We start from the raw sequence: 15,417 nt of genomic DNA, 5'->3' as shown, positions 1-15,417 counted from the left end.
TGTTGGAATACCCGGTATTTGATCACTGAATGCTGACCTGGCGCCCAACGTGCCGTTCGGGCAGCTGGCCGCCGCGGCCGAACAGCTTGTGGCGCAGGGGGCCCTCGGTGTAGCTCAGCGGGTAGCGGCCGCGCCGTTGCAGCTCGGGCACCAGCAGGTCGACTACATTGGCCAGGTCGTCCGGTTGCACGGCGTAGGTCAGGTTGAAACCGTCGATGCCGGTATGGTCCAGCCAGGTTTCCAGCTGGTCGGCCACCTCGCTGGCAGCGCCGATCAGCACGGGGCCGCGACCGCCCAGGCCAACGAACTCGGCGGCTTCGCGTACGGTCCAGCGGCGAGTGGGGTCGGCAGCGGTAAAGGCTGCCAGGGCAGCACGGCCAGCATCGTTCTCGACGTACTCGATCGGTGCATCGGGGTCGAGGCCGGCGAAGTCGATACCGGTCCAGCCTGACAGCAGCGCCAGGGCAGCGTCCAGGTCGACATAGCGGCGATAGTCGTTAAAACGGGCCTCGGCTTCTTCCCGCGTGGGGGCGACAATCAACAGCGCCTGGGCGTAGATCAGCACTTCGTCACGGCCACGCCCGGCCGCTTCGCAGGCCTGGCGGATGCCGTCGGCGTAGCGGCGCAGCACCGTCGGCGTCGGCCCGCTGATGAACACGCATTCGGCATGCCGTGCGGCAAACTGCTGGCCGCGTGCCGACGCACCGGCCTGGAACAACACCGGGGTGCGTTGCGGCGACGGCTGGCACAGGTGCATGCCGGGCACCTGGAAGTGCTCGCCCACATGGTTGATCGGGTGTACCCGCGAGGGTTCGATATAGCGCCCGCTTTCACGCTCCAGCAGCACAGCGTCGTCGTCCCAGCTTTTCTCCCACAGCTTGTACAGCACCTGCAGGTATTCCTCGGCCAGGTCGTAGCGTTGGTCGTGGCCCAGTTGACGCGCCAGGCCGAGGTTGCGCGCAGCGCTGTCCAGATACCCGGTGACGATGTTCCAGCCGACCCGGCCATTGCTCAGGTGGTCGAGCGTGGACATGCGCCGGGCGAAGGGGTAGGGGTGTTCGTAGGTCAGCGAAAAGGTGACACCAAAACCCAGGTGCTCGGTCACCCCGGCCATCGCCGGCACCAGCAGCAGCGGATCATTGACCGGCACCTGCACGCCACCGCGCAGGGCGGCTTGCGGGCTGCCTTGATAGACGTCGTAGATACCCAGCACATCGGCGATGAACAGGGCGTCGAACAGGCCGCGTTCGAGCAGGCGGGCCAGGTCGGTCCAGTAACTCAGGCGGTTGAACGCCACACTGGTGTTGCGCGGATGGCGCCACAGCCCAGGGGACTGGTGGCTGGCAGCGTTCATGCTGAAGGCGTTGAAGCGGATCGGGCGAGGCATGGTCAGCGCGCTCCGTTCAAGGCAACACGGAAGCCGGGTAGACCGCTTCGGCCACCTGTAGCTTGCGTGGAATCAGGCCCAGGCCCTGGAAGGTGTCCGCCAGCTTCTGTTGTTCGGCAACGATCTGCGGGGTGATAGCGACGGCGTTGTAGTTGCGCCGTTCGCTGGCCACTTCCAGCACCTGGGTGCTGATCCCCAGCTGCGGTGCCAGCAGCGCGGCCACTTCGGCGGGCTTGGCGTTGGCCCACTGGCTGACCTTGCCCAGCTCGGCAAAGAAGGTTTTCAGCAGTGCACGGTGCTGGTCGGCATAGCTGGCGGTGGACAGGTAGAAGGTGCGGTTGTTGGACAGGCCGCTGCCGTCGCGCAGGTTTTTCAACCCTGGCTGGCTTTCTGCGGCGGCGAGGAACGGGTCCCACAGGGTCACGGCCTGCACACTGCCCGATTGCAGGGCGGCCACGGCATCGGCGGCATTGTTGACGTAGGCGGGGGTAATGTCCTTGTAACTGAGGCCAGCCTGCTGCAGGGCTACGGCCAACAGGTATTGGGCATTCCAGCCGCGGCCGGTGGCCACGCGCTTGCCTTTCAGGTCCTGCACACTGGCCAGGTGGTCCTGCTCGCGCACGACCAGGCCAATGCCGCGTGGGTAGGGTTGTTCGGCGGCCAGGTAGACCACAGGCTTGCCGGCGGCCTGGGCGAACACCGAGGGGGCATCGGCTGCGTGGCCGAGGTCGATGGCGCCGGTGCTCAGTGCCTCCAGTAGCTGGGGGCCTGCGGCGAACTCATGCCAGCTGACCTTCACACCTTGCGGTGCCAGGGCCTTCTCCAGGGCGCCGCTGCCTTTGAGGATGTTGATGCTGTTGAATTTCTGGTAGCCGATGCGCAGTGTCCTGGCGTCGTTGGCAATGGCTTCGGACCAGGGCAGCAGGGCGCTGGCGACGCTGGCCAGTAAACCGCCGATCAGCAGACGGCGTAATGGGGAGAAGGCATGTTTGGGCATGGGCATTGCTCCTTGAATCGGGTGAGAGGCGATCTGCCCAGACTAAGGAGGTGGCGTTTGGCTTTCAATTTATATATTCCAGTTTGTTAGATTGTTTAGTTATTTTTATATCCTTTTGTTTTTAGTAGCGGGGTGCCTATCGTTGTTGGAGGCGCCATGGGCTGAGATCGGCGGGTCCTGCAGCACCCGTTTGTGCAGCTTTCGACATTTTTTTCACATTCGCTTGCTAGGATCCGCAACGATTCCGAGGAGCCCCCTTCATGCCGCACATCCTGCGCAAGCGCAGCGCCCGCATCGCCTTGACTGCCACCTCCGGGCTGCTCGCGGCCACCTTGGGCTTCTTCGCGTGGCAAAGTTTCTACCCGGTTCAGGCCGCTACCGGCTGGGATGTTGAGGTGTTGCATCGCGACGTAACCAAAGCCGCCTCGCTGTTACCGCAAACGGATGGCAGCCTGCTGGTCAGCCGTGAACTGGATGACGGCCGGGGCAGCATCCTCAAGATCACGGCTACGGGCGAGCGCGTCGTGCTGATCGATAACCTGTCCAAGCCCGACGGTATGGTCGCGGCGCAGGGCGGCTGGGTGTTCAGCCAGGAAGGTGGCCTGGCACCTGTCAGCCTGTCCCGCGATGGCCAGGTCACCCGGCTGTTCGACGGCGAGAGCGTGCAGGGCCTCTGGAACGAAGGCAACTATCTTTATGCCATCGAAGACCGCAAGGGCAATGGTCGCCTGATGCGCTATGACTGGAGCAGCGGGCAGCTGGAGGTACTGCGGTCCGGCCTGACCGAAACCGAAGGCCTGACCCGCTGCAGCGATGGCCGCCTGCTGTACACCGAAAAGGCCAATGGCAGGGTCCGCTCCCTGTCCGACGATGGCAGCGACCCGGTGGTGGTCGACGGTTTGCGTAACCCTACATTCTTGTATTGTGATCAACGTGGCCTATGGATCAGCGAGGACAACACACACCGTGCGCGCCTGCTGCGCATCGATGCCGATGGCAGCCAGCAAACGGTGCTGACTTTCCTCAAGGCTCCGCAGGCGATCATCGCCGATGGTATCGGGGGTTATCTGCTCGCTGAAGGTGGGCGTAACCGCGTGCTGCGCCTGACGCCCGCGCCGGCGCCCGCGACTGCCCAGCGTAACTGACTGTGCGCCTGGCTGATGATCAGTGCCCGCAGGCTGACCGCGCTGCTTGAGCCCAAGGCATCATGGCTACCCGACCAACAGCGTGCTTCCCTGCATGGCCGCGCTAACGGATAATCCCGGCATTCCAATAAACAGCCTGTGAGTGGGTATGAGTGATTCCGTAGTCGGCCTCGGCCAGCCTGAAACCGAAGGGGTGCGCAAAACGCGCAAGAACAACCCTGAGAAAACACGCGAGGACATCCTCCAGGCCGCCATCAACGAGTTCGTTCAGCAAGGGCTGGCCGGCGCCCGCGTCGACGCCATCGCCGAACGCACCGCCACTTCCAAGCGCATGATCTACTACTACTTCGGCAGCAAGGAGCAGCTGTATTGCGAGTGCCTGGTGAAGTTGTACGGGGATATCCGCAAGACCGAACAGAGCCTGGACCTGGAGTCGTTACCGGCTGAGCAGGCGATCCGCCGGCTGGTGGAGTTCACCTTCGATCACCATGACCGCAACGTCGATTTCGTGCGCATCATCTGCACCGAAAACATCCACTATGGCGAGTACGTCAAGCAGTCGCCGGCCATTCGCGAAATGAGCAGCCTGGTGCTGGAGGCCCTGGGCAACACCCTGCGCCGTGGCGTTCAGGAAGGCGTGTTCCGCGCCGGCATCGAGGTCATCGACCTGCACATGCTGATGAGCTCGTTCTGCTTCTACCGGGTGTCGAACCGCCATACCTTTGGCGAGATCTTCCAGATCGACCTGTCTGATGAGCAAATAAAGCTGCGCCACAAAGCCATGATCTGTGATGCGGTGTTGCGGTATATCCAGCTCGAGCCTCGTACCTGAGATTGCTCGAGCGCCTGGGCTGGCTCAAAGGGCCTCGGTCACTCGCCCAGCCGTTGCTCGCGCGACGGCGGGTAGCCGAAATACGCCGCATAGCACTTGCTGAAGTGCGACACCGAGACAAACCCGCAGGCCACTGCCACTTCCATCACCGACAGGTCGGAATACTGCAGCAGCCGGCGGCTCTTGGTGATGCGCAGCTCCATGTAATAGCGCCGGGGCGACGTGCCCAGCTGGGCCTGGAACAGGCGGTCGATCTGCCGCCGCGAGCGCCCGCTGTAGGCGGCCAACTGGTCGAGGCTGAGGGTTTCCTCGAGGTTGTTCTCCATCAGCTCGACAATGGTGCGCAGGTGCAGGCTCATGGACTTCTTCGCCCCAGGACCCACCTGGCGGTAGCGCGCACCGGAGAATGACAGGATTTCCTCGACGCCTTCGGCCAGGCCATCACCATACAGCCGGCGTACCAGGCCCAGCATCAGCTCCATGGCGCCATTGGGGCTGGCGGCGCTGAGGCGGTCACGGTCGAGGGTAAAGCTGGCCGGGGTGATGCGGGTTTGCGGGCTGCGCTCCGACAGGCTGGCACGTTGCTCGGGGTGGATGCTGCAACCGTAGTCGTCCAGCACCCCGGCACGGCCAAGGAACCAGGCGCCGTTCCACAAGCCGCCCAAGGCCATGCCGTGGGCCGCGCAATCGTCCAGCAGGCGATCGAGTTCCGGGTACTTGAGTGGTGTGCGCAAGCCGCCACAGACCACCAACAGGTCCAGCTCCTTCAGCGCCGCGGCGGACAGCTCGGTGGCCACCAGTTCCAGCCCCAGGTCGCTGAGCACCCGGTCGCCGTCCAGCGACAGCGGGGTGAACCGGAAGCTGTCGGCACGTAGCAGGTTGGCCGTGACCAGTACGTCCATGGCCACCGTGAAACTGGCCATCGAGAAGTGTTCGAGCAGGATGAAGTCGACCCGATAGGGCGCCTGGGCATTGGCGCTGCTTGTTTTGAGCCGTAGCATGTTGCTGGTGCTGGTCTTTTGGCTGAACTGGCGTGGCGTGGGCACTCTGAACTCCGCTTCCTGGCTGGCCCGCAGAGTGTGGACGGTGCCCGGAGGAAAGACAATCTCCCCGGTGGCTGTGTCGTATTACAGGTCGTGTTCAGGCAAACCAGCCTGTCCTGGTGCTTTACCGCTATGCTGACCTCCCGTCATTGAGGATGCCGCTGATGAGATATGCCGCTGTAGTGTTGCTTAGCCTGTTGCCGTTGCTGGCCAACGCCCTGGAGCAGGGCGACAGGCTCGCCCCGTTCACGCTGCTCGACCAGTACGACCAGGCCTACAGCCTTGCTGCCGACACGCAGATTCTGCTGGTGGCGCGTGATATGGACGGGGCCAAGCTGGTCAAGGCGGCACTGGCCGAGCAGCCCAAGGGCTACCTGGAAGCACGGGCCGCTGTATTCGTGGCCGACATTCAGCGCATGCCTGCGCTGATCAGCAAACTGTTCGCTGTCCCGGCCATGCGCGATTACAGCTACCGGGTGCTGCTCGACCGTGATGGGCGAGTGGCCAGCCGTTACCCCGGGCAGGAGGGCCAGGTGCAGTGGTTGCAACTGCAGCAGGGCGTGCTGGTCAGCCAACGGGCGTTTACCGATGCAGCGGCGTTGAAGGCTGCACTGGAGAATGCACCACGGCAATGAGGCCCTATCGCCGCGCCTGCAAAGAGGCGCGGTGAGTCAAATCAATCTGAACCCTCAGCGCTTGCAGCAACCCAACCCAATACATGCCATTGGGAGAGCGCTCATGGAAATCGGTACGATCTGGATCATCATCGCGGCCTTGGTCATCCTGCTGGAGATCTGGGCCATCTGGCACATCATCGGCAGTGAACGGCGCGCCGAGCGCAAGATGCTGTGGATCGTTTTCGTGGTCTACGCCCCATTCCCCGGTTTGCTGTTCTGGGCCTGGCGCGGGCCGCGGGCGGTGAAGGGCAGGGCGGTGCTGCAGGAGAAATGACGGTTTGCGGCCTCGGGCGCGGGGGCGCCTGAGGCCGTCGAGGTTCATTTGGGCAGGATGTCGAAGCGTATGGCCGGCCCCAGCCCGTCCACCATCAGGCAGCCGTAGAACTTCACGGTGGACAGTACACGCAGTTCCTTGAGCGCGTCATGGATGTAGTCGCGGACCAGCTTTTCAGCTTCCCGCTTGCGGTCAGCGAGGGTGGTGCCATTGAGCGTGATCATGCCAAGCAGCGTGGTTTCAATGTGCTCGACGGTGTCCAGGCCGAGCTTTTCCCGCAGGTGCAGACGTGCCTGTGCCGCATCGGTTTCATCGCGTGGAGCGTTGTGCGGCTTGATGGTATAGGCCAGCTGAAAATCAAATTTGCTCATCTGTTTTTCCTTGTTGGTTAAAGGCCTCCATGCCGGGCTTTGCAATCTTGGCTCTGTACGAAAAGCCCTGATACTTGTTCATGCTGCGTTGAAAACAGCCTCGGAATGCTCATGTACTCCAGTACAGTCGGGCGCGACCCCGGCCGTTCCTCGGCTGTTTTCGCCTTGCCTGACCTGCGTCTCAAGACTTTTCGTACAGAGCCTACGGCCTTACAGCCACTGCGCAAACACACGCGTGGTTTTGACATGACGATGCCTTGTACGAAATTTCCTACTTTATGCTTGACCTCGAGTTAGCTTGAGGTCCGATACTCCGGCGCTCTTTCAACCGAGCGAGGGCTTGTCGTGACCCCATCAAGCGCATTCCAGCTGAGCAACCCCGAAGGCCTCTACGACCCCAGTGGCAACGCCTACTCCCATGTCGCCGAAGTGCGCGCTGACAGCCGTCTGCTGTTCATCGCCGGTCAGGGTGGGGAGGATAGCCAGGGCCAGTTGTCACCCGTGTTCGCCGAACAGGCCCGGCAGGCGCTGGCCAACCTGGAGCGGGCCCTGGCGTCGAAAGGTGCCAGCCTGGCCCAGGTGTTCAAGCTGACCCTGCTGATTGTCGAGCACTCCGAAGCGCGCCTGCACCAATGGGTGGCTGAGGCCGACAGGGCCTGGGGAGCGCACATGAAACCGACCTGCACGCTGATACCGGTGCCCCGGCTGGCACTGGACGGCATGCTGGTGGAGATCGAAGCAGTAGCCGCCGTCTTGCTCAAAACCTGAAAAGCCGACGCGGTCGCCCGTAGGAGCGGGTTTACCCGCGAACACCGGCGTAGCCGGTGCCATCCTCACGGTGGTTCTTCCTTGTATATCGGTGCCGGTCCTGACTAAATGCCGCTATAACAACAATCCCACTCAGAGGTGACCACACCATGAGTACAGGCACGACCACGCTTACTGACCGCAAGACCAGCGCCTGGCTTTGGCCTGCTCTTTTCAGCCTGGTGGCGTTTGCCGCCAACTCGGTGTTCTGCCGGCTGGCGCTGAAGGACGGGGCGATCGACCCGGTATCCTTTACCGTGGTACGTCTGGCCAGTGGTGCGCTGTTTCTGCTGTTGCTGATTCGCCTGCGCAAGCCGGTGCAGGCCATGGGCGGCAGTTGGTGGGGCGGCCTGGCCCTGTTCCTGTACGCGTTCCTGTTTTCTGCGGCGTACCTGCAACTGGGCGCAGGTGCAGGGGCGTTGTTGCTGTTCGGTGCCGTGCAGATCACCATGTTCAGCTTTGCGTGGTACAGGGGCGAACACATCACTGTACGCATGCTGCTGGGCATGCTGATTGCCTTTGCCGGCCTGCTGGTGCTGCTGTTGCCCGGCGTTTCCGCGCCGCCGTTGGCCAGTGCCTTGCTGATGGCCCTGTCCGGTGTGGCCTGGGGGGTATATACGCTACTGGGCAAAGGCTCGCCCAGGCCGCTGGCCGACACTGTCGGCAATTTTGCCCGCAGTTTGCCTTGCCTGATCCTGCTGCTACCGATGCTGTTGCTGGGTGCCGGCCCGCACCTCACACCGCTTGGCTTGTTGTATGCCCTGGGTTCCGGCGTGCTGGCTTCTGGCGCAGGCTATGCCGTTTGGTATGGCGTGGTCAGGCAGATCAGTGCGCAACAGGCGGCGACCCTGCAACTGAGTGTGCCGGTGATTGCCGCACTGGGCGGGGTTGCGCTGATTGGCGAACCGGTGTCGTTGCGCTTGTTGATCGCCTGTGTGGTGGTGTTGGGCGGTATTGCCCTGGCGCTGGCGCCGCGCCGTTAAAAAAAGCTGCGCTGGGCCTTGAGCGTGACCACGCTGTCGCAATAGGTATTGATGCCCGAATAGGCATCGCAGCTCGCGCCACTCAGGCTGGAGTTGCTGTAGATCAGGTTCAGGTCGATGCCCAGCCAGGGCCGCGACAGCTCCAGTGACCAATCGGAAAAGGTATTCACCTGGCTGCCATCGCCAATGGTGAACGGCGTGCCCAGGCGGTGGTGGGCGAGCTTGACGGTGAAGTCGACGTCGAACATCGGCAGATGGCCGAAGTCGGCGAACAGCGTGCCCGTGCGGTTGTCGGGGTTGTCGCGCAGCGCCCCGCCGAAGCGGCTGCCCAGCACCGAAATCCCCCCATACAGGGCGTAGCTGTCGGGGCCTGCGATATTGGGCTGACTGTAATGGATCAACCCTACCTCGTAGCCCAGGCTGCTGTCGAAATGGTGCTTGTAGCCCAGGTAGCTGTCCAGGCGCAGGGTCGAGTCAGGGGTGACGCCCATGCTTGGGGCGTACTGGCCCAGGTACCAGCCATTGGGGTGGCTGAGGTCGAGCCCGCCATGGAATGCGCCAACGGCACTGGGTGAGATAAGCCCTTGCGCCATGCTGCGTGAGGGGGTGGTGCCGAGTGTGAAGTCGAAATCGCCCAGTTGGCGTTTCATCTGCTGGGCTTGCGACGCGGGGCTTAAAAGCAGTGCAGCACTCAGCAACAGAAGGGGCCTGATCATGGTCTCCGTCCTGGAAGGCTTGCGGTTGAGCGGTAGAGGATACCTGCGCAAGTGGAGGGAGGGAACCGCCGGCTAGCCCGTTCAGCCTTTGGTCGAAGGTTCAGCGTCGGCAGCCTCGGTCACGACAGGCAGGTTACCGGCACGCAGGATCACCCGCCGTTGCTGCTCGTAATTGTCCAGCGACAGGCCGCGGCGCTGTAAGGCTTCCAGTTGCAACTGGCGGGTTTCCTCGGCGGTGTACGGGCGCAGTTCAGGGTGGCTGGCACAGCCGCTGATCACGGCGATGGCAAAAACGGCAAGGGTGGCGCACAGGTGGCGGGCCAAGGTATTCATCGGTTAGCTCCAGGGCAGTCTAGGAGGCATCGTGGGGATGACGCTAGGTTATGCGGCCACAGCGTTCGGTAGAAATTGCCCTGCTCGATAGTGACTATCGACGGTTCCGGCGAAGTCCACCTATAGGCTCGAACGCATCAACCATCCCGCCTTTGAAGCGCGAAAAGTTTGCGTCCCCTCGTCTGGTCAAAAGCACCGCCATTGCTACCCTTAACCCACGCGGTCTGACCTTGTGGGGATAAGCGATGCGCATGCCATTGTTTGCTGTCCTGTCGGCACTGCTTTGCCTGAGCGCTGCCCCTGGCCTGGTGCAGGCTGCAGACGTGCCCGCGCCGGATCCGGCGCCTTCCGCTGCCACGCCCGTGGCCAAGGACCCGGTGTTCTCCCAGGAGCAACTGGACCAGATGCTGGCCCCCATTGCCTTGTACCCTGATCAGTTGCTGGCTCAGGTGCTGATGGCGTCAACCTACCCGGGGCAGGTCAATGAAGCCGTGACCTGGTCCAAGGCCAACCCCAAGGCCACCGGCGACGATGCGGTCAGGCAAGTGGCCAAGCAGCCCTGGGACCCTAGCGTACAGGCACTGGTGGCCTTCCCGCAGGTGCTGGCAACGCTTGGCCAGGACCCGGTCTGGGTGCAGCGCCTGGGCGATGCTTTCCTCGCCCAGCCCGATGATGTCATGGGCAGCGTGCAGCGTTTGCGCCACCAGGCGCAGGCCGCCGGCAATCTGCAGAGCAGCCAGTACCAGCACGTCACCGTGCAGACCGCACCTGCGCCAGCCGCCAGCGGCAGTAGCACCCAAGGGGCAGCGGCCAGCAGCCCGCCCACCACCATCGTCATCGAGCCGGCCGACCCGCAAGTGGTGTATGTGCCCAGCTATAACCCGACCACCACCTATGGCACTTGGGCCTACCCGGCCTCGCCGCCGGTGTATTACCCGCCGCCGCCCATGTACTACCCCGGTTCCGCGCTGGTGGCCGGCCTGGCCTTCGGTACCGGCGTGGCAATTGTCGCCTCGCTGTGGGGCGATTGCGACTGGGACAACAATGACATCGACATTGACGTCAACCGCTACAACAACCTCAACGTCAACAACCGCATCACCAACAACCAGAACAAATGGCAGCACAATGCCGCCAACCGCGACGGTGTGCCATACCGCGACTCTCGCAGCCGTCAGCAGTACGGCCGCCAGCTGGACGGTGCCACTCAGCGCACCGCGTTCCGCGGCGACGACGCCCAACGGGCCCAGGCCCGAGACAAAGCCAGGGCATCGATGGACCGCGCAGGTATCGAACGGCCGGCTACCAGTAACCGTCAGGCCCGCGAGCAAATGCGCGAGGCCAAGGCAGGCAATCCTGACGGCAACCGCATGCCGTCCCGCGATGATGGCGCGCGGGCGACTGACCGTCGGCAGGAAACCCGCAATGACCAAGGCCGCCAGCAGAACGGCAACCTGGCCAATCAACGCCGGCAGGGCGACGGCCAGGTGCGGCAGCCGGCGCAGAGCCGTCCTGCCAATACGGCAGGCCGTGCCCGCAACAATGCCTTCGACGGTGTGCGCTCGCCGTCGCGCACCAGCGTGCAGGCCAACCGCGGCCATACCAGCCAGTCGTTCGCTCAGCGGCCCGGTGCGTCTCGTGCCGCCGGGCACCCGATCTCCCGGCCCAGTGCGCCCGCGCGTCGCGGCGCAGGAGGCCGTCGATGAAGCGCCCAACACTGGCTGCATTGCTGCTGACGGCAGGTTTGGCCTGGTCGTTCATGGCCGCCGCCCAGCAAGCCTTCCCAACGCCGGAGAAGGCCGTGGAAGCCTTTGTCGCGGCGCTGGGCCAGGAAAAACCTGATGAAGCCCGCCTGGCCCAGTTGCTGGGCGATGACTGGCGCACCTATATACCGCGCGGTGGTGTGCAACGCAGCGATGTGGATACCTTTCTCGAGCAGTATCGCGCACAGCACAGCATCGACATGTCAGGCGAGGGCAAGGCCATCCTGGCGGTGGGCACCGGTCACTGGACCTTGCCCATACCGCTGACCAGAAGCAGCCAGGGCTGGCGCTTCGACCTCAAGGCGGGCAGTGCCGAAATCCGCGTCCGTCGCATCGGGCGCAACGAGCTGGGTGTTCTGCAGTCGCTGCTGGCCTATCACGATGCGCAAATGGACTACGCCACCCAGGACCACAACGGAGATGGTGCGCTGGAGTACGCACAGAAGATTTTCAGCGAGCCGGGCAAGCATGACGGGTTGTATTGGGATGACGATGGCGACGGTGACGTCAGCCCGTTGGGCCCGCTGTTCGGCCAGGATGTGGTCGGTGACGCCTGGTATGGCTACCACTTCCGCATCCTGGACGCACAGGGCTCATCCGCCCCGGGCGGTGCCTACAGCTACCTGATCGGCAACCAGATGAGCCGTGGCTTCGCCATGGTCGCCTGGCCGGCCAAGTACGACGACACCGGGGTGATGAGCTTCATGATCAGCCATGACGGCCAAGTGTTCGAGAAAGACCTCGGGCCGCATGGCGACAGGCTGGCGAAGGAGATGAAACGCTTTGACCCGGACGACAGCTGGAAAGTGGTGGATGTGGTGGCGGGGGATTGAGCCCGCCAAGCCAACGCGACGGTGCCCCTGTGGAAGCGGGCAATTTTCCGTTGTTGTGATCAGTGCGTACGCGTAGCCCGCACCTCGCTCGCCGTGCACCCATACTGCTGGCGGAACGCCCGGGTGAACTGCGCCTGATCGGCAAAGCCCCAGCGAAATGCCAGTTCGCCGATGGCCAGGTGGCAATGCGGGTCAAGCAGTTGCCGGTGCACGGCCTCCAGGCGTTGACGGCGTACCCACTCGCCAAGGGTGTAGGGCGTGATCGCGAACAACTTGTGCAGATAACGCAGCGACAGCCCACAGGCGCTGGCGATGGTTTGTGGCGACAGCTCGGGGTCACCCAGGTTTTGCTGCACGTACTGCTCGACCCGCGTCAGGTGCAGGGTGCTGAGGTTGCTGCCTTCGCTGCCCAGCACGCGCTCATCCTGTTGCAAGGCCAGCAGCAGGGTGGCGGAGGCCTGTTCCAGCAGTAGATGCCGGGCTGCCGGGGGGCTGGTGTCGAAATGGCGGGCACACAGGTCGAGTTGCTCGACGAAGATGCGCCCCAGGCCCTGACGGGCATCGAAGCAATGCCGGGTATAGCGCTTGTGCCCCAGCAGGTTGGCTTTGAGCGCACGCTCGGGCAGCTTGAGCACCCACAAGTCGTTCTGCGTGCCGTAGTGGAAGCGGTAGGGTGCATCGCCGCGCTCGACGATGAAACCGCCCGGGCTGCAACTGATCTGGTGGCCGTCCTGTTCAAAGTGCACCTCGCTGCCATGCGGCACGGTCACCAGGTAGAACGCTTCATGGTCCTGGCCGATGTGCGCGTTACTGCGCGAGTAACCCAGCTGGCTGGACCGCAGGCGCGACAGGCTCAGTGGCGTGCTCGGCGTACTCCAGCGCTGCAGGTGGCCATCGAACGGCTGTCCGGCAGCAAATTCAAGGCTCAATGGGAAATAGGTGTCACTGATGGCTTCGGCCCAGCGTGCCTGGCGTTCAGGCTGTGGCCAGCCGTGGGTCGAGAGTTCTGTGGGCATGGTGGGTCCTTTTTCAAAGAGGGCAGCATTGAAAAAAGGAACTGCAGGCAAGCTACTCAAGCAGCTCTTGTTATTGTAAAAACCGCCCGGGAGCGCAAAACTGCCGGGCGGTTGTCAGGCCCATGATCGGCGCGCGCCGACCGCAAGATCAACCCCCGCGTGTCACTCGGTAGGTGGCCGAAGGCTCCAGGCGAGCTTGCCAGCCGGGTGGCAGGACAATGTTGGTGGTGTCTTCCTCGATCACACAGGGGCCATGCACGGTCTGCCCTGGCAACAGGTGGTTACCGTTGAACACCGGTGTGGGCTGCCATTCACCGTCGGCACTGAACAGCATCGGGCGGACGGATTGCGCGGTGGGGGCGGGGGGCTCGGCCGGCCCCTGCAGCTCGGGTTGCGGCGGGCGTGGCAGGTGGCCGATCACCGAGCACTCCAGGTTCACCAGCTCCACCGGGCTGTCGGGTTCGCTGTACGAGTACAGGGTCTGGTGGCGGCTGTGGAAGCGGCTGACCAGCGCGGCCAGCCCTGCCTCGTCCAGGCTGTGCTGCTGCAGGTCCACACTGCACTCATGAATTTGCCCCAGGTAGCGCATCTCCAGGGTGTAGTGGCAGCTGCTGGCCTGGTCGCCAAAACCGTCTTCGCGCAGGTTGGCCAGGCCTTGCTCACGCAGTTCGGTGAGGGTCTGGTTGAGTTGCGCCAGGTCGACGTGCCCGGCGTCCAGTCGCATCGACAGGCTGGTGAGCTGGTCGTAGCGCACGTCGGACAGGATCTGGCCGAACGCACACAAGCCCGAGGCCACCTTGGGGATCAGCACGGTGTGCATGCCGATTTCTTCGGCCAGGCGCACCACGTGCATGCCCGCCGCACCGCCTGCGCCGATCAGGGCGAAGTCACGCGGGTCGTGACCGCGCTCGATCGATACGCGGCGGATGCCGTTGACCATGTTCAGGTTGACCAGGGTGGTGATGCCGAATGCCGCGCGTTCCACACTGATGCCCAACGGTTCGGCGATCGTGCTCCGGATGGCGTCCAGCGCGGCCTGGCGGTTCAGGCGGATACTGCCGCCCAGCAGTGCGCCGTCGGGCAGGTAGCCAAGTGCCAGGTTGGCGTCGGTGACCGTGGGTTCGCGGCCACCCTTGCCGTAGCACACCGGCCCAGGCATGGCGCCGGCGCTGCGCGGTCCGACCTGGAGCATGCCAAACTCGTCCAGGTGGGCGATGGAGCCACCGCCGGCACCCAGGGTCTCCACCTGGATCATCGGCACGCCGATGCGCTGGCGCAGGAAGTCCACGTCCTTGCTGAAGTTGGTGCGTCCGCCATTGGTCAGGGTGATGTCGAACGAGGTGCCGCCCATGTCCACGGTGATGACGTTGTCGATCCCGAACGGCCTCGCTACCGCCAGCCCGGCTTGTGGCGCTGAGGCCGGACCGGAGTTGATCGCGTTGACGGCGCGCTCACGCATCAGGTGCCCGGGCGCCAACCCGCCATTGGACTGGAAGTAGCGTACTGGCTGCTGTGCGCCAAGTGCCTGAAACAGGCTGTCGATGCGCGCCACGTAACGTGCCATTACCGGGCTGAGGTAGGCGTTGACCACGGTGGTGGAGGTGCGGGTGTATTCGCGAATCTGCGGGAACACCTCGCAGCCGGTGCAGACGAACACCTCGGGCAGGGCAGCCCGTACCAGTTCGGCGGCCCGTTGTTCGTGGCTAGGGTTGCGCACCGACCACAGGAAGGAAATGGCCACGGCCTGCACGCCTTCGGCACGGAAGTAGTCGATGGCGGCATGGATGGCGGCTTCGTCCAGCGGGCTGTGCTCACGGCCATCGCCAAGGATTCGGCCACCGATCGGGCGGCGCAGGTGGCGTGGGGCAAGCATGTGTGCCGGCGGGTAGTGGGCGTCGTAGCGGTGGCCCTCTTCCTTGTGGCCCAGGCGGATTTCCAGGCTGTCCTCGTGCCCCTCGGTGCACAGCAGGCCCACCTTGACCCCGGTGCGCTCGATCAGCGCGTTGAGGGCCACGGTGGTGCCGTTGATGCACAGGTCACAGTTGGCGATCAGTTCGGCCGGGCTGCGCCCGGTGGCGTCAGCAATCTGTGCCAGGCCAGCGCGAATGGCCAAGGTGCCGTCCTGCGGCGTGGAGGGGGCCTTGAACAGCTGCACGCCGCCGTCGCGATCGGCCAGGATGAAATCGGTGAAAGTGCCGCCGGCGTCTACGCCCAGGCGATATTGGTTACGCATGCGTGTT

General features: G+C 63.9%; 16 protein-coding genes. 8 read left to right on the top strand and 8 right to left on the bottom strand.

Features of this window, described 5'->3' with window-relative positions; all coding sequences use genetic code 11:
* Positions 1-22: 22 nt before the first annotated feature.
* Positions 23-1,387 carry an LLM class flavin-dependent oxidoreductase gene (locus LMH93_RS15825; protein ID WP_070095865.1) on the bottom strand — a complete coding sequence of 455 codons (1,365 nt, stop codon included), beginning with the start codon at positions 1,385-1,387 and terminating at the stop codon, positions 23-25.
* 16 nt (positions 1,388-1,403) lie between these two features.
* Positions 1,404-2,384 carry an aliphatic sulfonate ABC transporter substrate-binding protein gene (locus tag LMH93_RS15820; protein ID WP_230064353.1) on the bottom strand — a complete coding sequence of 327 codons (981 nt, stop codon included), beginning with the start codon at positions 2,382-2,384 and terminating at the stop codon, positions 1,404-1,406.
* A 260-nt stretch (positions 2,385-2,644) separates the two neighbouring features.
* On the opposite strand from LMH93_RS15820, the gene LMH93_RS15815 reads away from it, so the two are divergent.
* Complete coding sequence (locus tag LMH93_RS15815) at positions 2,645-3,529, top strand: hypothetical protein (protein WP_230064352.1); 885 nt, start codon at positions 2,645-2,647, stop codon at positions 3,527-3,529.
* Positions 3,530-3,677: 148 nt separating this feature from the next.
* Positions 3,678-4,361, top strand: coding sequence for a TetR/AcrR family transcriptional regulator (locus LMH93_RS15810; RefSeq protein WP_004577026.1), 684 nt, complete (start codon positions 3,678-3,680; stop codon positions 4,359-4,361).
* A 38-nt stretch (positions 4,362-4,399) separates the two neighbouring features.
* Here the strand turns inward: LMH93_RS15810 and LMH93_RS15805 are convergent, their stop codons facing one another.
* Positions 4,400-5,407 carry a GlxA family transcriptional regulator gene (locus LMH93_RS15805; RefSeq protein WP_004577025.1) on the bottom strand — a complete coding sequence of 336 codons (1,008 nt, stop codon included), beginning with the start codon at positions 5,405-5,407 and terminating at the stop codon, positions 4,400-4,402.
* 161 nt (positions 5,408-5,568) lie between these two features.
* Between LMH93_RS15805 and LMH93_RS15800 the strand changes: the two genes are divergently transcribed.
* Entirely contained in the window at positions 5,569-6,039 is a 471-nt protein-coding gene (locus LMH93_RS15800) for an FAD/FMN-containing dehydrogenase (protein WP_230064351.1), read from the top strand.
* A gap of 103 nt (positions 6,040-6,142) precedes the next feature.
* Complete coding sequence (locus LMH93_RS15795; RefSeq protein ID WP_003247877.1) at positions 6,143-6,355, top strand: PLDc N-terminal domain-containing protein; 213 nt, start codon at positions 6,143-6,145, stop codon at positions 6,353-6,355.
* Positions 6,356-6,399: 44 nt separating this feature from the next.
* Here the strand turns inward: LMH93_RS15795 and LMH93_RS15790 are convergent, their stop codons facing one another.
* Positions 6,400-6,726 (bottom strand): hypothetical protein, encoded by a 327-nt coding sequence (locus tag LMH93_RS15790; protein WP_020192653.1) that lies wholly within the window; start codon positions 6,724-6,726, stop codon positions 6,400-6,402.
* A gap of 345 nt (positions 6,727-7,071) precedes the next feature.
* On the opposite strand from LMH93_RS15790, the gene LMH93_RS15785 reads away from it, so the two are divergent.
* On the top strand, positions 7,072-7,494 hold the full coding sequence (locus LMH93_RS15785; RefSeq protein WP_010954380.1) for a RidA family protein: 423 nt from the start codon (positions 7,072-7,074) through the stop codon (positions 7,492-7,494).
* Positions 7,495-7,643: 149 nt separating this feature from the next.
* The gene (locus LMH93_RS15780) at positions 7,644-8,516 is read left to right on the top strand and encodes a DMT family transporter (RefSeq protein WP_230064350.1); all 873 of its coding nucleotides are present in this window, start codon (positions 7,644-7,646) and stop codon (positions 8,514-8,516) included.
* Here LMH93_RS15780 and LMH93_RS15775 read toward each other — a convergent pair.
* Positions 8,513-9,232, bottom strand: coding sequence for a TorF family putative porin (locus LMH93_RS15775; protein ID WP_003247889.1), 720 nt, complete (start codon positions 9,230-9,232; stop codon positions 8,513-8,515). The two genes, LMH93_RS15780 and LMH93_RS15775, sit on opposite strands and share 4 nt — an antisense overlap.
* A gap of 81 nt (positions 9,233-9,313) precedes the next feature.
* On the bottom strand, positions 9,314-9,565 hold the full coding sequence (locus LMH93_RS15770; RefSeq protein WP_004577022.1) for a hypothetical protein: 252 nt from the start codon (positions 9,563-9,565) through the stop codon (positions 9,314-9,316).
* A gap of 245 nt (positions 9,566-9,810) precedes the next feature.
* Here LMH93_RS15770 and LMH93_RS15765 point away from each other — a divergent pair, with 245 nt between their 5' ends.
* Complete coding sequence (locus tag LMH93_RS15765) at positions 9,811-11,271, top strand: DUF3300 domain-containing protein (RefSeq protein ID WP_102885278.1); 1,461 nt, start codon at positions 9,811-9,813, stop codon at positions 11,269-11,271.
* Positions 11,268-12,161 (top strand): DUF2950 domain-containing protein, encoded by an 894-nt coding sequence (locus tag LMH93_RS15760; protein WP_102885279.1) that lies wholly within the window; start codon positions 11,268-11,270, stop codon positions 12,159-12,161. The genes LMH93_RS15765 and LMH93_RS15760 overlap by 4 nt, the downstream gene beginning before the upstream one ends.
* Before the next feature lie 59 nt (positions 12,162-12,220).
* Here the strand turns inward: LMH93_RS15760 and LMH93_RS15755 are convergent, their stop codons facing one another.
* Positions 12,221-13,177 carry a helix-turn-helix domain-containing protein gene (locus LMH93_RS15755; RefSeq protein ID WP_060545461.1) on the bottom strand — a complete coding sequence of 319 codons (957 nt, stop codon included), beginning with the start codon at positions 13,175-13,177 and terminating at the stop codon, positions 12,221-12,223.
* 148 nt (positions 13,178-13,325) lie between these two features.
* Positions 13,326-15,410 carry a caprolactamase subunit alpha gene (gene capA / locus LMH93_RS15750; RefSeq protein WP_003247897.1) on the bottom strand — a complete coding sequence of 695 codons (2,085 nt, stop codon included), beginning with the start codon at positions 15,408-15,410 and terminating at the stop codon, positions 13,326-13,328.
* Positions 15,411-15,417: the final 7 nt, after the last annotated feature.

The organism is Pseudomonas sp. CIP-10, from assembly GCF_020911845.1.
Classification (GTDB): Bacteria; Pseudomonadota; Gammaproteobacteria; order Pseudomonadales; family Pseudomonadaceae; genus Aquipseudomonas; species Aquipseudomonas alloputida.
The sequence above is the reverse complement of the archived record's forward strand: the minus strand, read 5'-3'. Positions and strand labels throughout refer to the sequence as shown.